Source organism: Thalassococcus profundi (assembly GCF_003344785.1).
GTDB classification, from domain to species: Bacteria; Pseudomonadota; Alphaproteobacteria; order Rhodobacterales; family Rhodobacteraceae; genus Puniceibacterium; species Puniceibacterium profundi.
On sequence record NZ_QPMK01000011.1, the window covers coordinates 1 to 24,784 of the forward strand.

Here is a 24,784-nt window from a genome sequence, read left to right on the forward strand (position 1 = left end):
CGCGCCGCTTGGTTCGCGCCGGGCGCGGCAGGGCCGCCAGCGCATCGGCCTCGATCCGCGACAGCAGCGCGCCGTCCGGCTGCGCCGCGTCGCCGCACGCCGCGGCAAAGAACGCCTCGAGCCCGTCCGGGCCCGGGGCACCATCGTCAAAGTCGCGCCTATCCGTCATCGCTCAACCCCAGCTCGGCGCGGCGATCCAGCAGGATCGCTTCCAGCGCCCGTTTGCCCCGTGCGGTGAGACTCTCCACCGCACGCGGGCCAATGTCCATGATCCGGGCGATCTCAGGGTTGCCCAGACCTTCGATGTGCCGCAGAACCACCGCCTGCCGCTGCCGCTCGGGCAGCTGCATCAGCGCCGCCTGCAACGCCTCGGCCCGCGCGCCGCGCTGCATCCGCGCCTCGACCGGCTCGGCGCCGTCGGCGATCTCGGGCAGGTCGTCCAGCGCCGACCCGCGCCGCCGCCGCAGCCGGTCGGTGCAGAGATTGGCCGTCACCCGGTAAAGCCAGGTCGAGACCCTGGCCTCGCCCCGCCGCCAGTCCGGTGCCATCCGCCAGAGCCGCAGCAGCGCCTCCTGCGTGACGTCCTCGGCCTCGGCCCGGTCGCCCAGCAGCCGGACGGCGTGGGCCAGCACCCGCGGCGTCAGGCGCAGGGTCAGGGCGCGCGCCGCTTCGGCGTCGCCGCGGGCGTAACGCGCCAGCAGGTCCTCGTCGTCGTGATCGCTCATGGCATCCAGCGGCATGGTCCGTTCTTTCCGCGCCTAGCCCGCGCCGGGCCGTGGCGCAATGCCGGGCGAAACGTTCCCGCCCGGCATTGCGGTCCTCAGTCGTCGCCCCGGTGCTTGCCGCGCCGTTCATGCATCCGCTCCGCGGCCGCGGCGAACTCGGCTTCGCTGATCTGACCGTCGTCATCGGCATCGAGCCGGTCGAAGATCCGCGCCGGGTCGCGGCGTCCCTGCATCTCCTCCAGGCTGAGCGTGCCATTGCCGTCGCTGTCGAGCCGCTCGACCATCGCCTCGGCCCGGGCCGTGCGGCGCGCCGCTTCGCGTGCCTCGCGCTGCGCCAGCAGTTCTGCCGCGTCGAGCTGGCCGTCGCCATTGGCATCGGCGGCGGCGAACCGCGCTTCGCGCTGCGCGGCCATCTCTTCCGGGGTGATCTGGCCGTCGCCGTCGGCGTCCAGCGCCTCGAAGGCGATCGGCATGCGCTCGGGTCCGCCCCGCCCGCCGCGGTCGTGCGCGGCGGCGGCGATGGCCGTGACGCTCAGGGCCGAAACGAGGATCGCTGTGATGAAAGTGCCTTTTTTCATGGTCTTTTCCCTTGCCATTCTGCCGGACCGGCGCCCGTGTTCCGCCCCGATCCCAAAGGCTCTAACGGGCGGCACCGCCGTTTCCGTCGCCAAAGCGCAAACTTTCTGCGTCACGGCCGCGTGATTTGCGACATCCGGACGCGGGGCGGATTGGCCCCTTCCCACGCGGGCCGCGGACCGCCATCTTGCAGCCATGGAACACCATGCAGCGACTCAGAGTGCGGCGCCCGTCGAGGACCGCCCCACGTGGCCCGCAGTCTGGAAGGGCTGGCGGCGCAAATGCCCCAAATGCGGCAATGGTCCGCTTTTGCACGGCTATCTCAAGGTGCGCGACACCTGCCCCGTGTGCCGCGAAGAGCTGCACCATCACCGCGCCGACGACGGTCCGGCATACCTGACGATCCTGATCGTCGGGCACCTGATGGCGCCGCTGCTGCTGGTGGTGTTCGAGACCTTCCGGCCCGAGCCTCTTATCCTGTTCACCATCTTCGCGGTTGGCTGCACGGCGCTGTCGCTGTATCTGTTGCCGCGACTAAAAGGGGTGATCGTCGCGATCCAGTGGTCGCGCTACATGCACGGCTTCTCGGCGGTGGCGTGATCCTGCAAAGGGACGCGCATGACCGCCACCAGCCCGATTGACAAGACCGCCATCCGCAACGCCGCGACCGTGATCGTGCTGCGCGACCGCTTTACCGCGCCGCGCATCCTGATGGGCCAGCGTGGCGCCGGGGCAGCCTTCATGCCCAGCAAGTTCGTCTTTCCCGGCGGCGCGGTCGATGCCGGCGACGCGGCGATACCGCTGGCCGGATCGCTGCCACCGGTCTGCGCCGCAAGGCTGACCGAAGACGCCGATCCGCATATCGCCGCGGCGCTGGCCGCCGCCGCCATCCGCGAGCTGTGGGAGGAGACCGGCCAGCTGCTTGGCGTGCCGGGCACCTGGGGCGGCGAGATTCCGGCGGACTGGCAGACATTCGCTGCGACCGGTCACGTGCCGTCCGCCGCGGCGCTGCAATTCGTTTTCCGCGCCATCACCCCGCCGGGCCGCCCGCGCCGGTTCGACGCCCGGTTCTTCCTTCTGGATGCCGAGGCGCTGGCCTCCGACCCGGACGATTTTGGCGCCGCCTCGGACGAGCTGAGCCATCTGCAATGGGTGTCTCTCGAAGAGGTGCGGCGTCTCGACATGCCCTTCATCACCGAAGTGGTTCTGGCCGAGGTCAGTGCCCGCACCGCCGACCCCGAACCGCCGACCTCGGTGCCGTTCTTCCGCAACGACGACGAGGAAAGCCTGTTCCTGCGCCTGCGCGGGCATCCGATGACCGACTGAGGCGGGACGCCTTCCGCACCCAGCGACCCTGACAGCGTCCGTGTGGCGGAACGGTGCCCGGCAGCCAGCGGGAGGCCGCGCCGACAGGTCCGCTCGGCACTTTATCCCGGCCACAACCGCAAGACCTGGCAGCGCTTCGCCAAGACCAGAAAAGCGGCAGCCCGGGGGGCTGGCTGCCGCTGCCCGGCGGCCGCAAGCGGCCTTGTTCCGGGCGGGACAGGTCCGCACGGACGTACTTTGCCCCCTGGAACACCAAACGGTGCCCGACAGCCAGCGGGATGCCGCTCCGGCGGTCCTGCTCGGCACTTTGTCCCAGCCATCTCCGCAAGACCTGGCAGCGTAGCGCCGAGACCAACCATAGCGGCAGCCCGGAGGGCTGGCTGCCGCTGCCCGGCCGCCGCAAGCGGCCTTGGTCCGGGCGGGATAAGATCAGACGAAGGCGACCAGCATCAGCACCGACAGCGTGAGCAGGCCGATCCCGGCGAGTTCCCGGCGCGTGATCGTCTCGTGGAAAAAGAGCACGCTCGCCATCAGCGAAAAGATCAGTTCCACCTGCCCCAGCGCCTGCACGTAGGCGGCGGTCTGCAGGGTGAAGGCGGTGAACCAGCCGAGGCTGCCGGCCATCGACGCGAGTCCCAGCCAGATCGCCGTGCGCCGCGCCGCCCAGACCGCGCTCAGCTGTCCCGGTTCGCGCAGCCGCAGCCACAGCGCCATGGCCAGCGCCTGGCTGCTGGTCACGCAGACCAGCGTGACGCCCGACCGGATCAACGGATCCGCCGCGTCGATCTGCAGCGAGGCGGCACGGTAGCCCACCGCGGAAATGGCGAAGAAGAACCCCGAGGCCAACCCCAGCGCCACCGCGCGGTTGCCCATGCGCCGCAGCCAGCCGCCGGTGCCGCCGGGGCTGTCGGACAGCAGCACGACCCCTGCCAGGCCCACGGCGATGGCCGCCCAACCCGCCGCGCTCAGCGCCTCGCCCAGCACCACGAGGCCCACCAGCGCGGTCTGGATCACCTCGGTCTTCTTGAAGGTGATGCCGACCGCGAAATTGCGCTGCCGGAACAGCGCCACGACGCAGAGCGTGGCCAGAACCTGCCCCAGCGCGCCGCTGAGCGCATAGCCCCAGAAGGTGCCGGTCAGCGCCGGAACCGGCGCGCCCTGCACCCAGAGATACCCGCCGATCATCACCCAGGCCGCCGGCGCGGCATAGGCGAACCGTGCGAAGGTCGATCCGGTCGTGGTCAGACGGCCCATGCTCAGCACCTTGTGCAGCATGAAACGCAGCGTCTGAAAGAAGGCGGCCGCGACGGTGGCGGCGATCCAGAGGTCCATGCCTCCTATTGGCGCAGCCTCAGGGCTTTGGCCAGAGCGGATGCGCGACCGGATCCTTGGTTCTCAGCAGGTAGCGCCGGAAAATCTCGGCATAGGAGCGATAGCGATAGCCATTGTTACGGCTGAGGTAGCGGTCGCGGTTGCCGTCGTAGAGCGCCCAGAGCCGGAACCACGGCACCTTGGGGTGCATGTGATGCACCACGTGCAGGTTGTTGTTGAGAAACAGCAGCGCCAACGGCCCGCGATCCTCGATGATGACGGTGCGGCCACGGGCGCGCTGATGTGCCTGGTGTTCGAGGAAGGTCCGGATCTTCAGCAGCGCATGGGCGCCGTAGACGCTCAGCCCCCAGGCCCAGAGCGGCATCTGCGCCACCGCGACCATCCACCAGACCACCGGCACAAGTGCTGCAAGGTGCAGCGCCCAGCTCAGGACGACCCGGCGGTCGCCGCGCAGGATCAGTCGGGCGTCGCCCGCCCAGAACACCGCGTGGCCGATGAAGGGCCCGAGCAGCAGCCGCCCGGCCAGGCTGTTGTTGGCCTGCAAGAGCCGGCGGACCGGCGCGGGCAGCCGGTGCCAGACCGCCGGGTCGAGGTAGTTGCTTTCGGGATCGTCGTAGGGGTCGGTCAGGATCGCGTCCCGGTGATGCGCAAGATGCGTGTCGCGGAACCGCAGGTAGGGCACGGTGACCGACAGCGCCGGAAACACCAGCGCCGCGTTGAGCCTGCCCCAGCGCGACGGATGGCCGTGCAGCGCCTCGTGACTGAGCGAGGCATGCAGCGCCGTGGTCGCGGCGACCAGCACCATGCCCAGCGGCAGCCAGGCCGCGGCGGCAGCGGTCGTGCCGAGCGCCCAGAGCCCGTAGCAGACGATCAGCAGCGCCAAGGTCGGCCATTCCGCATTGCGGAAGGCCGCTCGAAAGGCCGCATCTGTGTGAATACGCAAGCTGTGCATGCGGACAGTGCTAAGGCGGGCTGGCACGGAGTGGAATTCGGGAAATAGTTACCAAAAGCCATCTAATGTGATAAAATGAAACATATGCAAAAAGTAATCGACAAGCGCGCCCGCGCCGATCTGTTCCGCACCCGCCTTGCCCAGGCGATGCGCCGAAGAGGGCTGAGCCAGAGCGCGCTGGCCCGCAACACCCAGGTCGATCGCTCGACGATCTCTCAGATTTTGACGGGCGACGGCGCCCGGCTGCCCAATGCCCATGTGGTCGGACGCTGCGCCAGCGCGCTTGGGGTCTCGGCGGATTGGCTGCTGGGCCTTTCGGACAGGCCCGAAAGCGCCGCCGACATCCTTGCCAATTCCCTGTCCCTGACCGAAGCGCCGCGGGCCTTGGTCGACGAACAGATCTTCGCCTGGCACCGCGAGGCGGCGGGCTACAAGATCCGGCACGTTCCGGCGGGCCTGCCGGACATGCTCAAGACCGCCGAGATGCTGGAATGGGAGTACCGCCCGCACCTGGGCCGAACCACGGAGCAGGCGATCAACGCCTCGGCCGACCGCCTGGACTGGATGCGTCAGGCAAAGTCGGATTACGAAATCGCCCTGCCGCTTTACGAGCTGCAGAGCTTCGCCGCCGCGACGGGCTATTACGACGGCCTGCCGCTGGAGATACGGCGGGCGCAGATCGCGCATCTGCTGGCGCTGCACGAGGCGCTCTACCCGCGGCTGCGGCTGTCGCTCTTCGATGCGCGGCGGCTTTACTCGGCGCCGGTGACGGTCTTCGGCCCGCTGCTGGCGGTGCTCTACTTGGGGCGCAACTACCTGGCCTTCCGCGACACCGAACGGATCTCGGCCTTCACGCTGCACTTCGACCACCTCGTGCGCGAGGCCAGCGTCGCGGATCGGGCGATCCCCGCGCATCTCGAGGAACTGCAACACCGCTACATGCGGGGCTGAACAGCGCAGCGCACCGTTTTCCTCGAGGAAAACTGGCCGGAACTCTCGAGATTTCCGATGTCCCGAACGCAACCGCCGCACCCCCGTTTTCCTCGAGGAAAACGGGCCGAAATTCTCGAGAATTTCGGAGACCCGCCGGATCAGTAGGGCATCGGATGCGCCTTGTGCGCGGCATCGAGCGCCGAGATCAGCTCGTCGCTCAGCGTCACCTCGGCGGCGGGCAGCAGGTGATCGAGCTGCGCCAGCGTCGTCGCGCCGAAGATCGACGAGGCCACGAAGGGCCGCCGCGCCGACCACGCGAGCGCCATGTGCACCGGGTCGATCCCGAATTCCGCCGCGACCTTGTGATAGGCTGCCACCGCTTCGAAGGCGCGCGGCCCCTTGCGCCCGCCCAAGTCGCCGTTGAGCGCCATGCGCGAGCCTTCGGGCAAGGCACCGTCCTGGTACTTGCCCGTGAGCAGCCCCGCCGCCAGCGGCGAGAACGGCAGCAGGCTCACGTCCTCGTTGACCATCAGCTCCGCGAGGTCCGTATCGGCCAGTCGGCACATCAGCGAATATTCGTTCTGGATCGACGCGACCCGCGGCCCGCCCTTCTCTTCCGCGATGCGCAGCCACATGGCCGTCCCCCAGGCGCTTTCGTTCGACAGGCCGAAATGCCGGATCGTGCCGCGCTCGACCTCGCGCTGCAGCGCGCCCAGGCAGTCGTGCATGTGCCGCACCGTCTCCGCCCGGTCCTGCCCGGAGGGATCGAAGCTCCAGTTCTTGCGGAACATGTAGGATCCGCGGTTGGGCCAGTGGAACTGGTAGAGGTCGATGACATCGGTCTGCAGCCGCTTCAGCGAGGCCTCGATACAGCGCGGGATGCTGTCCGCCGATATGGGCTCGCCGCCGCGGGCGACGCTCCCTGCGCCGGAATGCTTGGTGGCGACGATCCATTCGTCCCGGCGGCCGGTGCGGGCGAACCACCGGCCCAGAATCTCTTCGGACAGGCCCACGGTTTCGGCGGTCATCGGATTGACCGGATACATCTCCGCGCAGTCGAGGAAGTTAATGCCTGCCTCCAGCGCGCGGTCCATCTGGGCATGCGCCTCGGCCTCATCGGTCTGGGTGCCGAAGGTCATGGTGCCAAGGCACAGTTCGGACACGGAAAGGCCGGTGCGGCCCAGCGGATTCATTTTCATTCTTGCGGTCCCTCGTTGATTTCGGCGCAAACTAGGGGCTGCGGTCAGCTCTGCAAGCCAAGACCGATGTCCGTGGGCGCCACCGCCACGGATTTGAGCACCGCGAAACAGGTGCCGCCCGGGCGCAGACCCAGCGCATCGGCGCTGCGCCGGGTGATCCGGGCCAGCAGCAGGTCGTCGCCCGCCTGCACCTGCACGATCACCCCCGGCCCGTCGCCCCGCCGCAGCGCCAGCACCGTCACCGGCAGGATGTTGAGCGCCGAGATGTTGCGCGGCCGTTCAGTCGCCAGCATCACGTCCTGCGCGAGGATACGCACCCGCAAGTCGGTGCCGACGGGCGCGTCGACCAGCGGCAGGCAGAGCACGCCGCCCGAGACCTGAAGATCGCTGACCCCGTCCTCGCCGTGCCGCAGCACCCGTGCCTGCAGCACCGCGCCCGCGTCGCGCAGGCCCATGACCCGCACGAGTCCGGGATCGGCGAGCATCGCCTCGGCGGGCCCGGCCTGGGTGACGCGCCCGCCCTCCATCGCCACGACGTGTGTGGCCAGTCGCGCGACCTCGGCCATGTTGTGGCTGACGTAGAGGATCGGCACGCCCGCCTCGCGCCGCAGCCGTTCGAGATAGGGCAGGATCTCGGCCTTGCGCGCGCCGTCGAGTGCCGCCAGCGGCTCGTCCATCAAGAGCATCACCGGGTCCGACAGCAGCGCCCGCCCGATAGCGACACGCTGCGCCTCGCCGCCCGACAGGGCCACGGGCTGGCGGTTCAGCAGCGACCCGAGCCCCAGCAGCGCCACGACGCGGTCGAATGCCGCGGCATCCGGTCCCAGCCGCTGCACCCGCCGCGCGTAGGTCAGGTTCTGGCGCACGGTCAGGTGCGGAAAAAGCCGCCCCTCCTGGAAGACATAGCCCAGACGGCGGCGGTGGACCGGCACCGACACGCCTGCGGCACTGTCAAAGAGCACCCGACCCGCGACCGCGATCCGGCCTGCGTCGGGCTGCATCAGCCCCGCCACCGCGTTGATCACCGAGGTCTTGCCCGATCCAGACCGGCCGAAGAGCACGGTCACCCCGTCCGGCGCCTCGAACGCCAGATCGAGGGCGAAATCGCCCAGCCGGTGGCGCAGGGACACGCTCAGGCTCATCGGCCCGCGATCCGGCGCGCCACGCGCCGCGCCAGCCATTCGGACAGGGCCAGCGCCAGCATCGCCACCGCCACCGACACCAGCACCAGCCGCAGCGCGGTGTCCTCGCCGCCCGGCACCTGCAGAAAGGCGTAGATTGCCGAGGGCACGGTCTGGGTCTGGCCGGGGATATTCGAGACGAAGGTGATGGTGGCGCCAAATTCGCCCATCGCCTTGGCAAAGGCCAGCACCGCCCCGGCGATCACGCCGGGTGCTATCAGCGGCAGGGTGACGGTGGCGAAGACCCGCAGTTTCGACGCGCCGAGCGTGGCTGCCGCCGCTTCGAGCTTCGGGTCCACCGCCTCGATCGCCAGCCGCATGGCGCGGACCATCAGCGGAAAGGCCATGATCGCCGCCGCCAGCGCAGCGCCGGTCCAGCGGAAGGCGAGCACGATGCCGAACCACTCCTCCAGCAGCTGCCCCACCGGGCCGCGCCGCCCGAAGGTCAGAAGCAGCAGGTAGCCGGTGACGACGGGCGGCAGGATCAGCGGCAGATGCACCAGTCCGTTGAGCAGGCTGCGGCCCGGAAACCGTCCCCGCGCCAGCAGATAGGCGGTGCCAAGGCCAAAGGGCAGCGCGGCCAGCGTTGCCCAGAACGCGACCTTCAGGGACAGCGCCACCGCCCGCCAGGCGTCTGGTCCGAGAAACTCCATGTGGACGCTGTTATCCTACTCGGGCGGCGCGACAAAGCCATGATCGGCGAGGATCGCCCGCGCCTCCGCGCCGCCCAGCCAGTCGAGGAAGGCCAGCGCCGCCAGCGGCGCGACCGCTTCGCGGGTGACGGCACCGGGATAGAGGATCGGCGGATGGCTGTCGGCGGCGAAGGTGCCCAGCACATGCACCCGCGGCTCGGCCCGGGCGTCGGTGGCATAAACGATGCCCAGCGGCGCCTCACCCAGCGCCACCAGCGCCAGCGCCGCGCGCACGTTGTCGGTCTGCGCCACGCGGGGCGCCAGCGCGTCCCAGGTGCCGCGCGCCTGCAGCGCCGCCTTTCCGTAGATCCCCGCCGGCACCGCCTCGACCAGCGCCATGGCCAGCCGCTCCGAGGGACCGAGCCGTGCCGCGATGTCGAAACCGGGGGCCAGCACCTCCGGCGTGTTCGGGCCCGCGCCATGGGCCACGAGCACCAGACTGTTGCCCATCAGCACCCGGCGCGTCCCGTCGCGCAGCAGGCCCTGACCGGCAAGCCAGTCCATCCAGTCGGTATTGGCCAGGATCACGACATCCGCAGGCGCCCCCGCCGCGATCTGCCGGGCCAGCGCGGAGCTGCCCGCGGGCGCGATGGTGACGCCGTGGCCGGTCCCGGCGGTCCAGGCCTCGGCCGCCTCGGACAGCGCATCGCCCAGCGACGCGGCGGCGAAGACGGTGATGTCGGCGGCACGGGCCGGCCCGCAGAGGACCGCAAGGGCAAGCAGAAGGCGAAGCAGTCCGGACATGGCGGGCCTTTCGGAAGGACTGAAGCTTTGGTGGCAAAGCGCGGCTGCCTCTGCAACCGGCCTTTGGTCGCAGAGCGGATTCCACTTGAGAACAAAACACGAACGCATATACTCGACTCCATGTCACACGCCCTGCTCAGCCGCGCCCCGCATCGCCCCGCCCCGGCGCTGTCGCTTCTGCCCGACCTGTCCCTGCCGCTGGGCCGGGTGCACGAGCTCTGCGGCCGGGCGCGGCGCACGCTGGCGCTGATGATCGCCGCGCAAGCCGGGGCGCCGGTGATCTGGATCGCGCCCGCCTGGGGGGTGGATACGCTCAACCCCGACGGCATGCAGCCATACCTGGCGCCGCGGGACGTGGTCTTCGTGCGGCCCGAACGCGCGGGCGACATGCTCTGGTGCATGGAGGAGGCGCTGCGCGCGGGCACCGTGCCGGTGGTGGTGGCGGACCTCTCCGACCCGCCCGCGATGACGCCGGTGCGCCGCCTGCACCTCGCCGCCGAGACCGGCTGCGGCGCGGGTCTCTGCCGCCCCATCGGCCTGCTGCTGACGCCGGGCACCGGCGGCGCGCCGGGGATCGAGACGCGCCTTGGCCTGGAACCGGCGCACACGGCGGGGCAAAGCGCCTGGACGCTGGAGCGGCTGCGCGCCCGCATGGCGCCGCACAAACGCTGGCAGGTGGACGCCCCCCGGGACGGAAGCGGGCTGTGCCAGCTGCGCCCCGACACCCGGAGCACGCCAGCGCCTGTCGCCTGACCCGCGGGCAGCGCGCCGGACAGTTCCGGAACAGCAGAACCCGCCGACGCCGATCGCGACACCGCTCCCAGACCCAAAAAATCTCGAGATTTTTTGGACCGTTTTTCTCGAGAAAAACGCGCCTTGCGCAAACCTTCGATCTGCAGCCCCCCGAAAATCTCGAGATTTTCGGACCGATTTTCTCGAGAAACTCGGCGCGCCGCCCACGACCGCCCGGTGCAAACGCACCCGCAAAGGTCGCATCCCGTCTCGACAGGCCCCGCGGCCCGTGGCTTAACACCTCAATGCGCCTGCCCCTGTCCTTCACCGCCCTCTTCCTGTCGGTCATCCTGCTGCAGATCAGCTCGGGCGGCGTCGGGCCGCTCGATGCCTTGTCGGGCTTCGCGCTCGATTTCTCCACCGCCGAAATCGGCATGCTGGGCTCGGCGCATTTCGTCGGCTTCTTCCTGGGCTGCTGGATCGCGCCGCGGCTGATGGGATCGGTGGGCCACGCCCGCGCCTTCGCCGCCTTCACCGCGCTCGGCACCATCGGCCTGCTGGGCCACATGGTCGTGCTCGACCCCTATGCCTGGGCGCTGATGCGGATCGGCACGGGCATCTGCGTCGCCGGCTGCTACACGGTGATCGAGGCCTGGATGCAGGCCGAGGTCACCAACGAGACCCGCGGCCGCGCGATGGCCAGCTACCGGGTGGCAGACATGGGCGCGTCGCTGCTGGCACAGCTGCTCATCGGCGTGCTCGAGCCTGCGCATTACCTCAGCTACAACCTGCTGGCGATCTTCTGCTGCGCCGCGCTGCTGCCGCTGGCGCTCACCACCTCGAGGCAGCCCGAGATCCCCGCCGCCCCGCGCCTGCGCCCGCGGCTGGCCGTCGACCGCTCGCCGCTCGCGGCCGCCGGGGTGGTGGTGGCGGCGCTGAGTTCGGCCAGCTTCCGCATGGTCGGGCCGGTCTACGGCCAGGGCGTCGGGCTGGCCGTGGACCAGATCGCCTGGTTCCTCGCCGCCTTCGTCGCCGGCGGCGCGCTGTCGCAATATCCCGTCGGCTGGCTGGCGGACCGCTTCGACCGGCGCGCGGTGCTGATCTGGCTGTCGCTCGCGGCCATCGTCAGCTGCGCCACCACCGCGACGCTCACCGGGCTCAGTACGCCCGGCATCATGCTGACCGCGGCGATCTTCGGGCTCACCACCTTTCCGATCTACTCGGTCGCCTGCGCCCATGCCCATGACTTCGCCGACAGCACCGAGCGGGTCGAGCTTTCGGCCGCACTGATGTTCTGGTACGCGGTCGGCGCCATCGCGGCGCCCTACGTCGCCTCGGTGCTGATGAACGCCTTCGGCCCGCCGGCGCTCTTCGCGCTCATCGGGCTGGGACACGCAGTCCTCGTGGTCTTCGGCCTGGTCCGCATGCGCGCGCGCCCTGCCGCCGCCCGCACCCGTTACGTCTATGCGCCGCGCACCAGTTTCGTCATCGGACGCCTGCTGGGCCGCAGCCGCGAAACCAAAAAGTCCGACGGGACGGACGCCCGGCGCTGAGACCTCCCAGGCACTGGCCACCGCGCGCACCATCCGCTATGCCATCGCAAACCCTGAACTTCCGGGACGACCGACATGGCACGCCACCTCATCACCTCCGCGATCCCCTACATCAACGGGATCAAGCACCTCGGCAACCTCGTGGGCAGCCAGCTGCCCGCCGACCTTTTCGCCCGCTACCAGCGCGCCCGCGGGCACGAGGTGCTGTTCCTCTGCGCCACCGACGAACATGGCACCCCGGCCGAGCTTGCCGCCAAGAAGGCCGGCCAGCCGGTGGCCGAATACTGCCGCGAAATGCATGCGGTGCAGGCGAAGATCGCCGAGGGCTTCCGCCTCAGCTTCGATCACTTCGGCCGCTCCTCCTCGCCGCAGAACCACCGGCTGACCCAGCATTTCGCCGCGCGCCTCGCCGACCGCGGCCTGATCCGCGAGGTGTCCGAAACGCAGATGTATTCGCCCACCGATGGGCGCTACCTGCCCGACCGCTATATCGAGGGCACCTGCCCCAACTGCGGCTTCGACAGCGCCCGCGGCGACCAGTGCGACAACTGCACCAAGCAACTGGACCCGGTGGACCTGATCAACCCGCATTCGACCATTTCCGGCGCCACGGATCTGGAAATGCGCGAGACCACGCACCTCTACCTGCGGCAGTCCGAGATGCGGCAGCAGCTGCAGGACTGGATCGACAGCAAGGCTGACTGGCCGGTGCTCACCACCTCGATTGCCAAGAAATGGCTCAACGACGGCGACGGGCTGCAGGACCGCGGGATCACCCGCGACCTCGACTGGGGCGTGCCGGTGAAACGCGGCGATCAGGACTGGCCCGGCATGGAGGGCAAGGTCTTCTACGTCTGGTTCGACGCGCCCATCGAATACATCGCCTGCGCCCAGGAATGGCAGGAGGCCGGCAAAGGCCCCGCGCCCGAACCGGGCGCAGATAAAGACAGTGTCTGGGAACGCTGGTGGCGCACCGACAAGGGCGCGGAGGATGTGACCTACACCCAGTTCATGGGCAAGGACAACGTGCCCTTCCACACCCTCAGCTTCCCGGTCACGATCCTCGGGAGCGGCGAGCCGTGGAAGCTCGTCGACTACATCAAGAGCTTCAACTACCTCAACTACGAGGGCGGGCAGTTCAGCACCTCGCGCGGGCGCGGCGTGTTCATGGACCAGGCGCTCGAGATCCTGCCGGCGGATTACTGGCGCTGGTGGCTGCTGAGCCATGCGCCGGAATCCTCGGATGCCGAATTCACCTGGGAGAATTTCCAGACCTCGGTGAACAAGGACCTCGCCGACGTGCTGGGCAACTTCGCCAGCCGCGTGACCAAGTTCTGCCGGTCGAAATTCGGCGAAGCGGTGCCAGAAGGCGGTGCGGAGGGCGCCCGAGAAGCCCAGCTCATCGACGACATCGCGACGGGCCTTGCCGAATACGAACGCCAGATGGAGGCGATGGAGGTCCGCAAGTCCGCCGCCGCCCTGCGTGCGCTCTGGGTGCTGGGCAACGAATACCTGCAGGAAGTCGCCCCCTGGACCACCATCAAGACCGACCCCGAGACCGCCGCGATGCAGATCCGCCTTGGTCTGAACCTCATCCGCTTCTACGCGGTGATCTCGCAGCCCTTCATCCCCGATGCCTGCGCCGAGCTGCTGGCGGCGATGCAATCCGAAGGCGCCGACTGGCCGGACGCCGCCGCCGCCGCCCTGCACGCCCTGCCCGCCGGCCACGCCTTCACCGTGCCCGACGTGACCTTCCGCAAGATCACCGATGCAGAGCGCGAAGAGTGGCAAACGCGGTTTTCGGGCAGGCGGGACTGACGTCCAGTCGGTCCCGCCAAGCGGTCCGATCGGGGTCGGGCCGGGCACCGCCGGACGGCATTGAGGGGGCAGCCCCCTCTGCCCGGCCGTTATTTGCACTTTTGAAACGCAACGCGGCGCCTCCGTCTCTGAAGGCGCCGCGCTCAGCAAGATAGTGGTCAGCCGATCAACTCAGCAAGCGATTCTGGTGACCCGTTGAGCGATCGCCTCGGGGTCATCGTCGCGCGCGCTGCCGGGGACGAGGCTGCCGAGGTCCGTCTCGATCACGGCTGCGACGCCATGTTTCGCCGCTGTGTCCGGCGTCAGCAAGATCCGGTGGACCAGCATGCCGAGAAAGCCGCGGGCCTGTTCGACGAGATCGGGATCGCCGAGAAGCGTCTCCATCTGGTGGACGACATCGGCGTAGACCTGGGCGATATCCACTTGGACAGCGTCCCGCGCGACCAGACGAGCCTTGGCCCTCGCAAGGCGGTCTTCGATCTCGGTGATCTTTCCATCGAGCTCTTCGGTCCGCGCCTTGAAGAGGTGATATGGCGCGCCCTGCTCAATGGAGGACATGATCTCCGTCAGGCGCGAACGAGCGTCCGCCCGGGCCGCCTTCAGGCCGGCGATCTCGCTCTCGATGTCGCTTGAACCGAGCTTCTCGCGCTCGGCAGCGACCGCGCTTTCGAACCGCGCGATGAACTCCGGCGAGAGGAAGGCCTCGCGCAGACACCCGAAGACCCGAGCCTCGATGCGCTTCTGCGAGATCGGAACCGCGTCGCGGCAGACCCGCTTGATCGCCTCGCGACATTGGAAGCTGGTTCGGTTGTGCTTGACGTAGGGCGCGCCGCAGCACCCGCATACGAGCAGTCCGGAAAAGAGGTGCTGGCTCCGCCGGGCTCCACCAGGGTTGGACGCGGCTGTGCGCTGGCTGCTCCGTTGATCCAGTTCTTCATGAACGGCGTCCCAGAGAGTCTGCGGCACGATGCGCAGCTGAGGAATCTCCACCTCCACCTCGTCCTGCGGCGTCAGGATGGTGCGCTTGGTCCCGGTTTCCGGGTGATAGCTTCGGGTCGTCGCACAGACGCGTGCGCGGCCGATGTAGAGGCGGTTGGCCCTGCCACCCTGGTTTGTGTTGCTCCGTTTGCTGGTGGGAGAGCGTCGAGAGGATGTCCCTTTCGACCCCGTCGGGAGGCCGGCGCTGGTAGGTTAGGCAAGACGCGATTCTTTCGTGCAACACAGATGCGACACGGTAGAGCGGCGGGGTTCGCGAGTCGTTCGTGGGAGACCGAAGCTGCCACCTTGGCCGATTGCTGCCATTTGGGATTGACCGCCGGCAGCTTATCCACGATCCCTCCAGTATGCTCCCATTCTCGACCGAGTTCCCTCTAATCCCCAGCGACAACCGGGCTGCCTTCGCGGCGGAAGTAGTCGCCTGGATCCGCGGCATGCAGCATCAGACCGTGCTTTCGAGTAAGTCTGAGGCTGAGCTCGACGGAGCCAATGTTCACCTCCGCTCGCATACCGGCGAAGAACTCCGCATGCGGGAGTTGCGGACCGGCGATGACTGGACAGCCATCGGTATTCGACATGATCTTCCTGATGATCTCGGACGTGTGTGGCGAACGGAGTGCGTCCTGAAACGTGGTGCCGCAGAAGGTGGACAGGATTTGGTTCGCCTTCGCACCCAATGCATAGCTACGACGCCGGGCGCACGTTTGGATACTCCCAGGAAGCCCTACCTGATCAAAGCGCTCTTGAAGAACGGCTGGGGAGCCAGGGACCATCCGTTCAACGTCACTGATCAACCTCTTTGGATCGAGAACAACGATACCGGCCTCGCATTAGCGAAATCCGTGGTTCTGGGCGAAGCCGCAAAATGGCTTCCGACAGTCTATGTGTCTGCGACTGGGGTATCTTCTTGGTTCATCAGCCAGCAGGAAATTGAGAAACTGGCCTACGACCTCGGCGGGGTTGCCCATGTGGTTGTAGAGCCTGATCGAGCATTCTCTTTTCATCTCCGCGACAAGACGGATGGACGCAACGCCTACGGGGGAACGGTTGGATTGTCCGTGCCCGGACAGGGTATCGTCAGGCAATATTACCTCGGATGGCAGATCGCGGACGGTAAAGAGCTGGCTGCCGCGATTGTGGCAGCGGCGGTTACCCTTCGGAGCCAGATGCCGGCGTTCGGTTGGGACTGGACCGAACTGCAAGAGCAGGCTCTTCGTGTTCAGCGCGAACGTGAGAAGGATAGTCTGACCGAGGCAGAATGGAACCAGCTGCATCAGGAGCAGGTCGACAACCTTCAGGACAAGGTCCGCGAGCTGGAGCAACAGCTGGATGCAACTCCGGCTGTGAGCATTGGGACAGATGAGGCGGAGTTCTCAACCGCGAATCTCGTTCATCGGATCGGCCCGGAGGTTTACCGGGGAGAAATTTCGGACAGACTGCGTTTTGCTGCAAAGACGACTTTGTCTCCCGCTGATCAGATCGGGCTGGATCCGAGGTCTAAGGCTATTCTGCAACGCGTTGTCGACCGTCTACCCGCGTCACCCGCGCTTGAGGAGCTTTCCCAGGATCTCAACAGAGCAACCAAAGACCCGAAGCGCGTTGCCAGTGAGCTAACCACCCTCCTTGCGCGGCATGGGTATTCGGAGAAGTCCGACAACAAGCACGTCCGACTTGAAGCGAAAAAGGGCGTCCAAGGCCTCGATTCAATCACGCTTCCGAAGACGCCGAGCGAGAATAGGGGCCTCAAGAATCTTCGGAAGCAGATTGAGCGCACACTCGGCATCACCAAGCTCGGCGATTGAGCGAGCCATACGCCGCCGCAGCAGCTGGAGCAGATAGCCGGCGCACGACAGAAGCATTGCGCGACGATCGTGGACTGTCTCAACGTCGCCGTGTGTAGGACCGCTCTCGTGCGGGCGAAACACCTGGCTGCTGCCGGCAGCGACCTTACTCGCGATCTGCGTGTTGAGGGGGTCGATCTCGTCGAGGACTTGCTGGCCATCTCCTCGACTTCGAGGACGAGGCAGGGGCGCGGCTTGGGCCTGTCCTCCGTGCTTGACCTTCCGTGCCGGGAAGGACCCCTGGCGACCGACGCGGCACGGGCCACTGCGGGAAGTCATCCTCACGGCCAACCGGCCGGATATGCGCCGCCTGCACCTCTGGCCGGCCGCCGCCATTGCGCAGCATCAAGCCGGACATGGCGCAGCGGTAGCCATAGGCCTCCCGCACCTTCCGGCGGAATGCGACCTCGCGGTAGGGCCTACGGGTGAGGCGCTCGAGCACCGGGCGCTCGAATGGCTCGGCACCCTCGCCGAATTCGGCCGGCTGCGGATCGTAGCGCGTAGCCTCGATCTGCTCCAGCTCCTGCGGCAGCCCGAAATCGACGATGCGGGCGAAGTCCGCCTCGGGCAGCCGCCGCACGGCAAGCTGCACCGCCTTTCTTCGGCGTCCCGTCCGGCTCGGTCAGCGCCGCTTCCATGGGGCGGCCTTCCACCAGCCGCGGCACTTCCCGGTCAAAGGGAAGGAAGGTCCCGGGCTCGATCATGGCGAGGAACCGCCCCTCGGCACCGGGCTTCGGTATCACCCGCTCGATCTTCGCCACCGCGAAGTAGCCCCGAAGCCCTGCCTTGACCGGCTCGTAGTAGACGATCCAGTCACCCACGGCTTCCTCGATGGCCTTCAGGTAGGAGCGCGGGAAGTCATAGACGACGTCCGGCTCGTCCTCGTAGATCGAGTCGGCCTTGTGGAGGAGGACAAGCTTCACCATGCGCCCAGGAAAGCGGTAAAGCTCGGCGATGCAAGGATTTCTTGGGTGGCGCGTGCGCAGATCGCGCTATGCTCTTGACCCGGTGCCGACGCGCGCACCTCAAAGGTCCAGCACCGGCTTGGGTCGGTGCAAATAGCGGCCAAGCAGCGCCGCAGCCCCCCCCCGCGGTGTTTTCCGCCGCCAGACGCCCGGTGCGAGATGAAGACAGAGCTGCCCCGCCCGGTTTCATCCTGCCATTGAAAGCCGGAGACGTCTCGCGCCGCCGCTAGCGAAACAACCGCCCGGCCGTGTCCGCGGTCGCGACGCGGCCATGGTCGATCCCGTGAAGCTCTTGCGCCAGTTCGCGCACCAGCGCGGTGCCCTCCAGTGCCCGTTTCGGAAAACCGTCCTCGCCGGCGGCACCGAGCCGCGCCGCCTCCACCGGGCCGGGGCCGGTCCAGGGCACATCCCGGCTGTAATGCCGTTGCCGCACCTGCCGGAAATAGGCGTGCGCCATCGGATCCTGCGATGGAAGGCCCAGGTCCGCCTCGATCGCGGCCAGGCCGGCGTCGAGCCCGGTTTCATCCATGTTGAGCGTGATGACCCGGTCGAACGCCATGTCCCAGACGGGGTGATACTGGGCACGCAGGTGCATGTTGACCTCGCTTGGCGTGACCAGCGGCCGCCCCGCCAGATGCGCGCCGAATTCCTGTAGCGACGCCCCGGTCGCGCGCGTGTCGCGGCCCAGTTCGGTATCGAGCGCGGCACGGACCAGCCCGGTGCGCAGCGCGTGGCGAAAGACCGACACCAGCCGCCGCTCGGGCGCGCGGGTGATCCGGATCAGCGTATACCCCGCTCCGCCACTGTCCAGGAACCGCGTCGCCGCCGCGCGATATGTCCGGCTGCGGTAATAGACCTTGCCGCGGAATTCATGCGGCCAGAGGTCGTAGTATTCCGCCGCCGTCATCAGACCTTCATGCGCCAGAAACCAGCACAAAACATGGGTGCAGGCGGATTTCGGCGACCAGGAGAGCACCACCGGCGCGGTCGAAAAGACCAGCGGCCTGGGGTCGTCGAACATCGCACCGACGCCCCAGACTGCGGGGATCAGGCCGTCTCCGGCGCGGGCGCGGGGCTTGGGCGGCATCGGCTTGGGCTCCTCAGGGGTCGCGGTCGCATCGTTCTCGGGACAGCGCCACGCGGTGTCAACCCAGGCCGCGCCACATGACCGAAACCCGGCCGACTCGAGCCCCGGCAACTTTTCCTCCAACCTGGCCAGGTCCGGACCACATCGCTCTGAACCACGCAAAGCTGTGCGACCGCCGCACCGTCGACCTGTTCGACAAGAATGAACGAAGACGAGCCTCCGGCGACCAGCAGTCGTATGTCTGCGCACCTCGCACCATCCAGGGCGAGCCGACGCCACAAAAGCGCGCCGCCCGTAACTTCATCTTGCCGATAAACTCCCGCCGGAGGCTCCTGCCCTTGCCAGCGGCGGACCGTCCGGACAGATGCGCATCATGGATCACAGGCAAAAACGCCGGACCCCGAAGGGCCCGGCGTTTTTCAGTCAAACCGGCGTGGCCGCAGGCCACTCCGCAGGATCACGCCCGATCAGGCGATCTCGACCAGTTCGATGGCGAATGTCAGGTCCTTGCCGGCCAGCGGGTGGTTGGCGTCCAGCGTCACCTCGGCATCGGTCACGTCGACCACGGTCACCGGCATCACCTGTCCGTTCGGCGTCTGCACCTGCAGCTGCGTGCCGGGATCGAGCGGGATGTCGGCGGGGATCTCGCCGCGCGGCACCGCCTGGCGCGCCTCGGGGTTGGGCTGCCCGTAAGCCTCGTCCGCGGGGACCGCCACGGTCTTCTTCTCGCCGACGCTCATGCCGGGCATCGCCTTGTCGAGCCCGGGAATGATCTGGCCCGACCCGACCTGGAATTCCAGCGGATCGCGGCCCGCGCTCGAATCGAAGGTGCTGCCATCCTCGAGGGTGCCGGTGTAGTGAATACGTACGGTGTCGCCCGTTTTGACTTCGGTCATCATGAATATCCAGTTCTTTTGGGAATGGGTTGCTTTGCGAGGCCGCGTCCTGCGCGGGTTCTCATGCTCTCCACGAGTCTATGCACGACCGCCGTGAAATGCAAATCGGCTCCCGGGCAAAGCCGTGACAGGGACCTATTCACCCTTTTCCCTCCGCCGCCTGCATGCAACTCTGCGCCAAACCGGAAAGGACGGACATGCCGATCACCACCTGCATCTTCGACGCCTACGGCACGCTTTTCGACGTGGCCGCCGCCGCGCGCGTGGCCGCAGCGGAGCCCGGGCGCGACGCGTTGGCGGCGCTTTGGCCCAAGCTGGCCGAGGACTGGCGCCTGAAGCAGTTGCAATACACCTGGCTGCGCGCCATCACCCGCGAACACACCTCGTTCTGGGAGGTCACCAAGGACGGGCTGGACTGGGCGATGGAGCGTCACGGCTTGGACGGAGACATGGAGCTTCGCGAGCGGCTTCTGGCGCTTTACTGGGAGCTTGCGGCCTTTCCCGAGGTGCCGAAGATGCTGGCGACGCTCAAGGCGCACGGCAAGGCCTGCGCGATCCTGTCGAACGGTAATCCCGACATGCTCGATGGCGCGGTCGACAGCGCCGGCATCGGCATCTACCTCGATGCGGTGCTGTCGGTCGAGGACGTGGGCATCTTCAAACCGGATTCCCGTGTCTACGACCTCGTGGGCAAGCACTTCGGCTGCGACCGGACCGAGGTGCTCTTCGTCAGCTCGAACGGCTGGGACGCCGCCGGCGCCGCGGGCTACGGGTTCGAGACCGTCTGGGTCAACCGCGCGGGCGACCCGCTGGACCGCCTGCCCCACCGCCCGCAACACATCCTGTCCGACCTCACCGCCCTGCCGGAGCTCGTCACCTGATGCCCCGTTTCACCACCTCCGATTCGGTCTCTTTGCACTACACCGACGAAGGCCAGGGCCTGCCGGTGCTCTGTCTCGCCGGTCTGACCCGCGACGGGCACGATTTCGACGACGTCGCCCCGCATCTGCGGGACGTGCGGCTCATCCGGCTGGATTACCGCGGCCGCGGGCAGTCGGACTGGGCCAACCATGAGACCTACACCATCCCTGTCGAGGGCCGCGACGCGCTGGAATTGCTCGATCACCTCGGACTCGACAGGGCCGCGGTGCTGGGCACCTCGCGCGGCGGGCTGATCGCCATGGTGCTGGCCGCCTCCGCCAAGGACCGGCTGCTGGGCGTGGCGCTCAACGACATCGGCCCCGAGATCGATGACGCGGGCCTCGAGGTCATCAAGAACTACCTTGGCCGAACCCCGGTCTGGCACACGCATGCAGAGGCCGCGACCGCGCTCTCCGCGCAGCCTGCCTTCCCCGGCGTGCCACCGGAGCGCTGGCGGACCATCGCCGCGCGGCTTTTCCGCGAGACCGAAAAGGGGCTGGAGATCCCCTACGACCCGAAACTGCGTGACGCGGTGCTGGGGTCCGGCGCACAGCCCGCGGCGGACCTCTGGCCGCTTTTCGATGCGCTGGAGGGCCTGCCGCTCTGCGCCATCCGGGGGGCCAATTCCGATCTGCTCAGCCTGCCCACCTTCGACAAGATGCAGCGCCGCCGTCCCGACATGATTGCCGCGGAGATCCCGGATCGCGGGCATATTCCCTTCCTCGACGAAACCGGCGCTGTCGTCGCGCTCAACCGCTGGCTCGACGCGATGCGCTGAGCGCCCGCACCTGACCGGAGCACATCCATGAACATCGACATGATCGACGCCGCGGCGGCCCGCCTGAAAGGCCACATCCGGCGCACGCCGCTGCTGAACTCGCCCTTCCTGGACGAGATCGCGGGCCGCCGGGTGCTGGTCAAGGCCGAGTGCCTGCAGGTGACCGGCAGCTTCAAGGGGCGCGGCGGCTGGTCGGCGGTCTCTGCGCTCGACCCGGACACCTGCGCCCACGGCGTCATCGCCTTTTCCTCGGGGAACCACGCGCAGGGCGTGGCCTTTGCCGCCCGCAGCTTCGGCGCACCGGCGGTGATCATCATGCCTTCCGACGCGCCGCGCGCCAAGATCGACGGCACTCGTGCGCTGGGGGCCGAGGTGGTGCTTTACGACCGCGCGAACGAGGACCGCGACGCCATCGGCGCGCGGCTGGCCGACGAACGAGGTCTGACGCTGATCAAGCCCTTCGACGAACCGCAGGTCATCGCTGGGCAAGGCACCTGCGGGCTGGAGATCGCCGAACAGGCGGCGGAAATGGGAGTCGAACGCGGCGACATGCTGGTCTGCTGCGGCGGCGGCGGCTTCACCTCGGGCATTGCGCTGGCGCTCGAAGCCCGCGCGCCGGGCCTGCGCGTCCGCCCGGTGGAGCCCGAGCATTACGACGACGTGGCCCGGTCGCTGGCCTCGGGCCGGATCGAGACGAACCGGCGCGCGCCGGGCGGCCTCTGCGATGCCATCGTGACGCCGCGCCCGGGCGATCTGACCTTTCCGATCATGTCCCGGCTTTGCGGGCCGGGCCTCGTGGTCACCGAAGACGAGGCGCAGCGCGCCATGGCGCTGGCCTTCCGCTACCTGCGCGTGGTCGCCGAACCGGGCGGCGCGGTGGCGCTGGCGGCGGCGCTGTTCCATCCGGGCGAGGTCGAGGGCGAGGCGGTGATCGTCACGATCTCGGGCGGGAACGTGGATGCGGGGCTGTTTGCGCAGACGTTGACACGATTTTCGGCGTAACAGTCGAAGCCGCCTGTCCAGCGCCGGCCCGCGGGGTGGCGCCTCTGCCCACACCGCTTTGCACTTTATGTCCGCCAAACCCGAAAGCCGCCCCAGCTTTTCGCCAAGACCAGCCAAAGCGCCGCCCACCACGCCAAAGGCGTGCCAAGGAGAGCGGCGCACCTCTGGTGCGACGGGGCGGGTCATGCCAGAGGCATGCCTTCGGCATGACGCTGGCCCGGCGGCCGCAAGCGGCCTTGACTCCGGGCCCGGTGCCGCGCCGCATCCGGACTATCTGCACGGCAGCCTGCTGCGCTAGACGAACTGCTCCTGGATGAGCCGCTCCTCGAGTCCGTGGCCGGGGTCGAAGAGCACCCGGTGGGCGATGCTGGGCTCTGACCGGATGTCCACCCGGACCACGTCGCGGACCGACCGGGCGTCGGCCTCGGCCATGACCGGGCGCTTCTCGGCATCCAGCACCTCGAACCGGACCTCGGCGGTCTTGGGCAAGAGCGCCCCGCGCCAGCGCCGGGGCCGGAACGCCGCCATCGCCGTCAGCGCCAGCACATCCGACCCGATGGGCAGGATCGGGCCGTGCGCCGAATAGTTGTAGGCGGTCGACCCCGCAGGCGTCGCCACCAGCGCGCCGTCGCAGACCAGTTCCGACATGCGCAGCCGCCCGTCGACGCTGATCCGCAGCCGCGCCGCCTGCGGCCCCTGCCGCAGCAGCGACACCTCGTTGATGGCAAGCTCGTGGTGTTCGGCGCCGCTGGCCGTCACCGCATGCATCGAGAGCGGGTTGATCACCGCCTCTTCGGCCGCCTGCAAGCGGTCCACCAGCCCGTGATCGGAATATTCGTTCATCAGAAAGCCGACCGTGCCGCGGTTCATGCCGTAGACCGGCGCCGCGAACCCCTGCGTCCGGTGCAGCGTGTGCAGCATGAAACCGTCGCCGCCGAGGGCCACGATCACGTCCGCGCCGTCCTCGGCATGATCGCCGTATTGCCGGATCAGCGATTCACGCGCGGCCTGTGCGATGGGCGCATGGCTCGCGGCGAAGGCAATTCGTAAAGTCATCAGGCGATCCGGTTCCGGCTATCTGTTTCTGAAACAAGCACAAGTTTCCCGCAAGGGCCAGCAAAGCCGGAGTCTTAAGACTATTTCACGCTTTACAGACCTTGATCGCTGCATACTTTCCTATAGGAAACCCGCAGAATTGATGCACCCAACAGGAGGCCACGCCATGAACGCCCCGCACCGCGACACTGGTTTCTTCACCGACAGCCTTGCCAAGCGCGACCCCGAAATCAGCGCCGCCATCACCGGCGAACTGGGCCGTCAGCGCGACGAGATCGAGCTCATCGCCTCGGAAAACATCGTCTCTGCCGCCGTGATGGAAGCGCAGGGCAGCGTCATGACCAACAAGTATGCCGAGGGCTACCCGGGCCGCCGCTACTACGGCGGCTGCCAATGGGTCGACAAGGCCGAGGAACTGGCCATCGACCGCGCCACCAAGCTCTTCGGCTGCGGCTTTGCCAACGTGCAGCCGAATTCTGGCAGCCAGGCCAACCAGGGCGTGTTCCAGGCGCTTCTGAAGCCCGGCGACACCATCCTCGGCATGAGCCTCGACGCCGGCGGTCACCTGACCCACGGTGCCGCGCCCAACCAGTCGGGCAAGTGGTTCAACGCCGTGCAATACGGCGTGAAGCGCGACACGTTGGATATTGACTATGATCAGCTGGCCGCGCTGGCCGCAGAGCACAAGCCGCAGATGATTATCGCCGGCGGCTCGGCCATCCCGCGCACCATCGACTTCAAGAAGTTCCGCGAAATCGCCGACAGCTGCGGCGCCTACCTGCTGGCGGACGTGGCGCATTTCGCCGGTCTGATCGCGGCGGGCGAATATCCGAACCCCTTCCCGCATGTGCACGTGGCGACCACCACCACGCACAAGACCCTGCGCGGTCCGCGCGGCGGCATGATCCTCACCGACGACGAGGCGCTGGCGAAAAAGTTCAACTCCGCCATCTTCCCCGGCATTCAGGGCGGACCGCTGATGCACGTGATCGCCGCCAAGGCCGTGGCCTTCGGCGAAGCGCTCGACCCCTCGTTCAAGAGCTACATCAAGAACGTCATCACCAACGCACAGGCGCTGGCGGACGAACTGCACAAGGGCGGACTCGAGACCGTGACCCACGGCACCGACACCCACATCGTGCTGGTTGACCTGCGCCCCAAGGGTGTGAAGGGCAACGCCACCGACAAGGCCCTGGGCCGCGCGCACATCACCTGCAACAAGAACGGCGTCCCCTTCGACGAGGAAAAGCCGACCGTCACCAGCGGCATCCGGCTGGGGTCTTCGGCGGGCACCACCCGCGGCTTCGGTGAGCCGGAGTTCCGCCAGATCGCCCGCTGGATCAACGAAGTCGTGGACGGTCTTGCCGCCAACGGCGAAGACGGCAACGGCGCGGTCGAAGAGAAAGTGCGCGGCGAAGTGGCCGAGCTTTGCGCGCGTTTCCCGCTCTACCCCAACCTCTGAGGCGCACCGCGCTTTAC

24 protein-coding genes are annotated in these 24,784 nt (G+C 68.0%); 11 read left to right on the forward strand and 13 right to left on the reverse strand.

Annotated elements, in window-relative coordinates; translation table 11 throughout:
* Positions 1 to 158 precede the first annotated feature (158 nt).
* Entirely contained in the window at positions 159 to 740 is a 582-nt protein-coding gene (locus DU478_RS13845) for an RNA polymerase sigma factor (RefSeq protein WP_114511564.1), read from the reverse strand.
* Positions 741 to 820: 80 nt separating this feature from the next.
* Entirely contained in the window at positions 821 to 1,303 is a 483-nt protein-coding gene (locus DU478_RS13850) for an EF-hand domain-containing protein (protein WP_158545786.1), read from the reverse strand.
* A 193-nt stretch (positions 1,304 to 1,496) separates the two neighbouring features.
* Between DU478_RS13850 and DU478_RS13855 the strand changes: the two genes are divergently transcribed.
* Both DU478_RS13855 and DU478_RS13860 read left to right on the forward strand, forming a co-directional pair.
* Positions 1,497 to 1,901: a DUF983 domain-containing protein gene (locus tag DU478_RS13855; protein ID WP_114511566.1), complete on the forward strand. Its 405-nt coding sequence runs from the start codon at positions 1,497 to 1,499 to the stop codon at positions 1,899 to 1,901.
* An 18-nt stretch (positions 1,902 to 1,919) separates the two neighbouring features.
* Entirely contained in the window at positions 1,920 to 2,627 is a 708-nt protein-coding gene (locus DU478_RS13860; protein WP_114511567.1) for an NUDIX hydrolase, read from the forward strand.
* Between the two features lie 429 nt (positions 2,628 to 3,056).
* Here the strand turns inward: DU478_RS13860 and DU478_RS13865 are convergent, their stop codons facing one another.
* Positions 3,057 to 3,959, reverse strand: coding sequence for a DMT family transporter (locus DU478_RS13865; RefSeq protein WP_114511568.1), 903 nt, complete (start codon positions 3,957 to 3,959; stop codon positions 3,057 to 3,059).
* A gap of 19 nt (positions 3,960 to 3,978) precedes the next feature.
* Positions 3,979 to 4,902, reverse strand: coding sequence for a fatty acid desaturase (locus DU478_RS13870; RefSeq protein WP_233501263.1), 924 nt, complete (start codon positions 4,900 to 4,902; stop codon positions 3,979 to 3,981).
* Between the two features lie 93 nt (positions 4,903 to 4,995).
* Between DU478_RS13870 and DU478_RS13875 the strand changes: the two genes are divergently transcribed.
* On the forward strand, positions 4,996 to 5,862 hold the full coding sequence (locus tag DU478_RS13875) for a helix-turn-helix domain-containing protein (protein WP_114511570.1): 867 nt from the start codon (positions 4,996 to 4,998) through the stop codon (positions 5,860 to 5,862).
* Between the two features lie 140 nt (positions 5,863 to 6,002).
* On the opposite strand, the gene DU478_RS13880 is transcribed toward DU478_RS13875, so the two are convergent.
* From DU478_RS13880 to modA, 4 genes are read right to left on the reverse strand one after another with little or no spacing between them, the layout of a single operon-like run.
* Positions 6,003 to 7,043, reverse strand: a complete 1,041-nt coding sequence (locus DU478_RS13880) for an aldo/keto reductase (protein WP_114511571.1) — start codon at positions 7,041 to 7,043, stop codon at positions 6,003 to 6,005.
* Positions 7,044 to 7,087: 44 nt separating this feature from the next.
* Positions 7,088 to 8,185 carry a molybdenum ABC transporter ATP-binding protein gene (modC, locus tag DU478_RS13885; RefSeq protein ID WP_114511572.1) on the reverse strand — a complete coding sequence of 366 codons (1,098 nt, stop codon included), beginning with the start codon at positions 8,183 to 8,185 and terminating at the stop codon, positions 7,088 to 7,090.
* Entirely contained in the window at positions 8,182 to 8,877 is a 696-nt protein-coding gene (modB, locus tag DU478_RS13890; RefSeq protein WP_114511573.1) for a molybdate ABC transporter permease subunit, read from the reverse strand. Before modB ends, modC begins: the two co-directional genes overlap by 4 nt.
* A 15-nt stretch (positions 8,878 to 8,892) precedes the next feature.
* Entirely contained in the window at positions 8,893 to 9,660 is a 768-nt protein-coding gene (gene modA / locus DU478_RS13895; RefSeq protein ID WP_114511574.1) for a molybdate ABC transporter substrate-binding protein, read from the reverse strand.
* A gap of 120 nt (positions 9,661 to 9,780) precedes the next feature.
* On the opposite strand from modA, the gene DU478_RS13900 reads away from it, so the two are divergent.
* The 3 genes from DU478_RS13900 (at position 9,781) to metG (ending at position 13,763) form a co-directional block, all read left to right on the forward strand.
* Positions 9,781 to 10,413 carry an ImuA family protein gene (locus DU478_RS13900; protein WP_114511575.1) on the forward strand — a complete coding sequence of 211 codons (633 nt, stop codon included), beginning with the start codon at positions 9,781 to 9,783 and terminating at the stop codon, positions 10,411 to 10,413.
* A gap of 284 nt (positions 10,414 to 10,697) precedes the next feature.
* The gene (locus tag DU478_RS13905; protein WP_114511576.1) at positions 10,698 to 11,945 is read left to right on the forward strand and encodes an MFS transporter; all 1,248 of its coding nucleotides are present in this window, start codon (positions 10,698 to 10,700) and stop codon (positions 11,943 to 11,945) included.
* 75 nt (positions 11,946 to 12,020) lie between these two features.
* Positions 12,021 to 13,763, forward strand: a complete 1,743-nt coding sequence (metG, locus tag DU478_RS13910; protein ID WP_114511577.1) for a methionine--tRNA ligase — start codon at positions 12,021 to 12,023, stop codon at positions 13,761 to 13,763.
* Positions 13,764 to 13,934: 171 nt separating this feature from the next.
* Here the strand turns inward: metG and DU478_RS13915 are convergent, their stop codons facing one another.
* Positions 13,935 to 14,753: a zinc ribbon domain-containing protein gene (locus tag DU478_RS13915; RefSeq protein WP_147276350.1), complete on the reverse strand. Its 819-nt coding sequence runs from the start codon at positions 14,751 to 14,753 to the stop codon at positions 13,935 to 13,937.
* Between the two features lie 440 nt (positions 14,754 to 15,193).
* On the opposite strand from DU478_RS13915, the gene DU478_RS13920 reads away from it, so the two are divergent.
* Positions 15,194 to 16,561, forward strand: a complete 1,368-nt coding sequence (locus DU478_RS13920; protein ID WP_147276351.1) for a hypothetical protein — start codon at positions 15,194 to 15,196, stop codon at positions 16,559 to 16,561.
* Between the two features lie 458 nt (positions 16,562 to 17,019).
* On the opposite strand, the gene DU478_RS13925 is transcribed toward DU478_RS13920, so the two are convergent.
* The 3 genes from DU478_RS13925 to DU478_RS13935 all read right to left on the reverse strand — a co-directional run bounded on the left by DU478_RS13925 (position 17,020) and on the right by DU478_RS13935 (position 19,548).
* Positions 17,020 to 17,526, reverse strand: a complete 507-nt coding sequence (locus DU478_RS13925) for a hypothetical protein (protein WP_233501267.1) — start codon at positions 17,524 to 17,526, stop codon at positions 17,020 to 17,022.
* Positions 17,527 to 17,791: 265 nt separating this feature from the next.
* Entirely contained in the window at positions 17,792 to 18,652 is an 861-nt protein-coding gene (locus DU478_RS13930; protein WP_114511580.1) for a hypothetical protein, read from the reverse strand.
* 467 nt (positions 18,653 to 19,119) lie between these two features.
* Complete coding sequence (locus tag DU478_RS13935) at positions 19,120 to 19,548, reverse strand: FKBP-type peptidyl-prolyl cis-trans isomerase (RefSeq protein ID WP_114511684.1); 429 nt, start codon at positions 19,546 to 19,548, stop codon at positions 19,120 to 19,122.
* A gap of 197 nt (positions 19,549 to 19,745) precedes the next feature.
* Here DU478_RS13935 and DU478_RS13940 point away from each other — a divergent pair, with 197 nt between their 5' ends.
* Genes DU478_RS13940 through DU478_RS13950 form a run of 3 tightly spaced genes read left to right on the forward strand, consistent with a single transcriptional unit; the run spans position 19,746 to position 22,249 of the window.
* A complete protein-coding gene (locus DU478_RS13940) occupies positions 19,746 to 20,429 on the forward strand; it encodes a haloacid dehalogenase type II (protein WP_114511581.1) in 684 nt (227 codons plus the stop codon).
* Positions 20,429 to 21,247, forward strand: a complete 819-nt coding sequence (locus DU478_RS13945) for an alpha/beta fold hydrolase (RefSeq protein WP_114511582.1) — start codon at positions 20,429 to 20,431, stop codon at positions 21,245 to 21,247. Before DU478_RS13940 ends, DU478_RS13945 begins: the two co-directional genes overlap by 1 nt.
* 27 nt (positions 21,248 to 21,274) lie before the next feature.
* Entirely contained in the window at positions 21,275 to 22,249 is a 975-nt protein-coding gene (locus DU478_RS13950; protein WP_114511583.1) for a threonine ammonia-lyase, read from the forward strand.
* Positions 22,250 to 22,543: 294 nt separating this feature from the next.
* Here DU478_RS13950 and DU478_RS13955 read toward each other — a convergent pair whose 3' ends face one another.
* The gene (locus DU478_RS13955; protein WP_114511584.1) at positions 22,544 to 23,305 is read right to left on the reverse strand and encodes an NAD kinase; all 762 of its coding nucleotides are present in this window, start codon (positions 23,303 to 23,305) and stop codon (positions 22,544 to 22,546) included.
* A gap of 166 nt (positions 23,306 to 23,471) precedes the next feature.
* Between DU478_RS13955 and glyA the strand changes: the two genes are divergently transcribed.
* The gene (gene glyA / locus DU478_RS13960) at positions 23,472 to 24,767 is read left to right on the forward strand and encodes a serine hydroxymethyltransferase (RefSeq protein ID WP_114511585.1); all 1,296 of its coding nucleotides are present in this window, start codon (positions 23,472 to 23,474) and stop codon (positions 24,765 to 24,767) included.
* Positions 24,768 to 24,784 lie beyond the last annotated feature (17 nt).

Coding starts and splice junctions, on each gene's coding strand:
- DU478_RS13900 (WP_114511575.1), top strand. CDS start 9,781: ATGTCACACGCCCTGCTCAGCCGCGCCCCGCATCGCCCCGCCCCGGCG.
- DU478_RS13865 (WP_114511568.1), bottom strand. CDS start 3,959: ATGGACCTCTGGATCGCCGCCACCGTCGCGGCCGCCTTCTTTCAGACG.
- DU478_RS13925 (WP_233501267.1), bottom strand. CDS start 17,526: ATGGTGAAGCTTGTCCTCCTCCACAAGGCCGACTCGATCTACGAGGAC.
- DU478_RS13855 (WP_114511566.1), top strand. CDS start 1,497: ATGGAACACCATGCAGCGACTCAGAGTGCGGCGCCCGTCGAGGACCGC.
- DU478_RS13935 (WP_114511684.1), bottom strand. CDS start 19,548: ATGACCGAAGTCAAAACGGGCGACACCGTACGTATTCACTACACCGGC.
- metG (WP_114511577.1), top strand. CDS start 12,021: ATGGCACGCCACCTCATCACCTCCGCGATCCCCTACATCAACGGGATC.
- DU478_RS13875 (WP_114511570.1), top strand. CDS start 4,996: ATGCAAAAAGTAATCGACAAGCGCGCCCGCGCCGATCTGTTCCGCACC.
- DU478_RS13845 (WP_114511564.1), bottom strand. CDS start 740: ATGCCGCTGGATGCCATGAGCGATCACGACGACGAGGACCTGCTGGCG.
- DU478_RS13930 (WP_114511580.1), bottom strand. CDS start 18,652: ATGCCGCCCAAGCCCCGCGCCCGCGCCGGAGACGGCCTGATCCCCGCA.
- DU478_RS13945 (WP_114511582.1), top strand. CDS start 20,429: ATGCCCCGTTTCACCACCTCCGATTCGGTCTCTTTGCACTACACCGAC.
- modC (WP_114511572.1), bottom strand. CDS start 8,185: ATGAGCCTGAGCGTGTCCCTGCGCCACCGGCTGGGCGATTTCGCCCTC.
- DU478_RS13860 (WP_114511567.1), top strand. CDS start 1,920: ATGACCGCCACCAGCCCGATTGACAAGACCGCCATCCGCAACGCCGCG.
- DU478_RS13955 (WP_114511584.1), bottom strand. CDS start 23,305: ATGACTTTACGAATTGCCTTCGCCGCGAGCCATGCGCCCATCGCACAG.
- glyA (WP_114511585.1), top strand. CDS start 23,472: ATGAACGCCCCGCACCGCGACACTGGTTTCTTCACCGACAGCCTTGCC.
- DU478_RS13940 (WP_114511581.1), top strand. CDS start 19,746: ATGCCGATCACCACCTGCATCTTCGACGCCTACGGCACGCTTTTCGAC.
- DU478_RS13950 (WP_114511583.1), top strand. CDS start 21,275: ATGAACATCGACATGATCGACGCCGCGGCGGCCCGCCTGAAAGGCCAC.
- DU478_RS13880 (WP_114511571.1), bottom strand. CDS start 7,043: ATGAAAATGAATCCGCTGGGCCGCACCGGCCTTTCCGTGTCCGAACTG.
- modA (WP_114511574.1), bottom strand. CDS start 9,660: ATGTCCGGACTGCTTCGCCTTCTGCTTGCCCTTGCGGTCCTCTGCGGG.
- DU478_RS13920 (WP_147276351.1), top strand. CDS start 15,194: ATGCAGCATCAGACCGTGCTTTCGAGTAAGTCTGAGGCTGAGCTCGAC.
- modB (WP_114511573.1), bottom strand. CDS start 8,877: ATGGAGTTTCTCGGACCAGACGCCTGGCGGGCGGTGGCGCTGTCCCTG.
- DU478_RS13905 (WP_114511576.1), top strand. CDS start 10,698: ATGCGCCTGCCCCTGTCCTTCACCGCCCTCTTCCTGTCGGTCATCCTG.
- DU478_RS13850 (WP_158545786.1), bottom strand. CDS start 1,303: ATGAAAAAAGGCACTTTCATCACAGCGATCCTCGTTTCGGCCCTGAGC.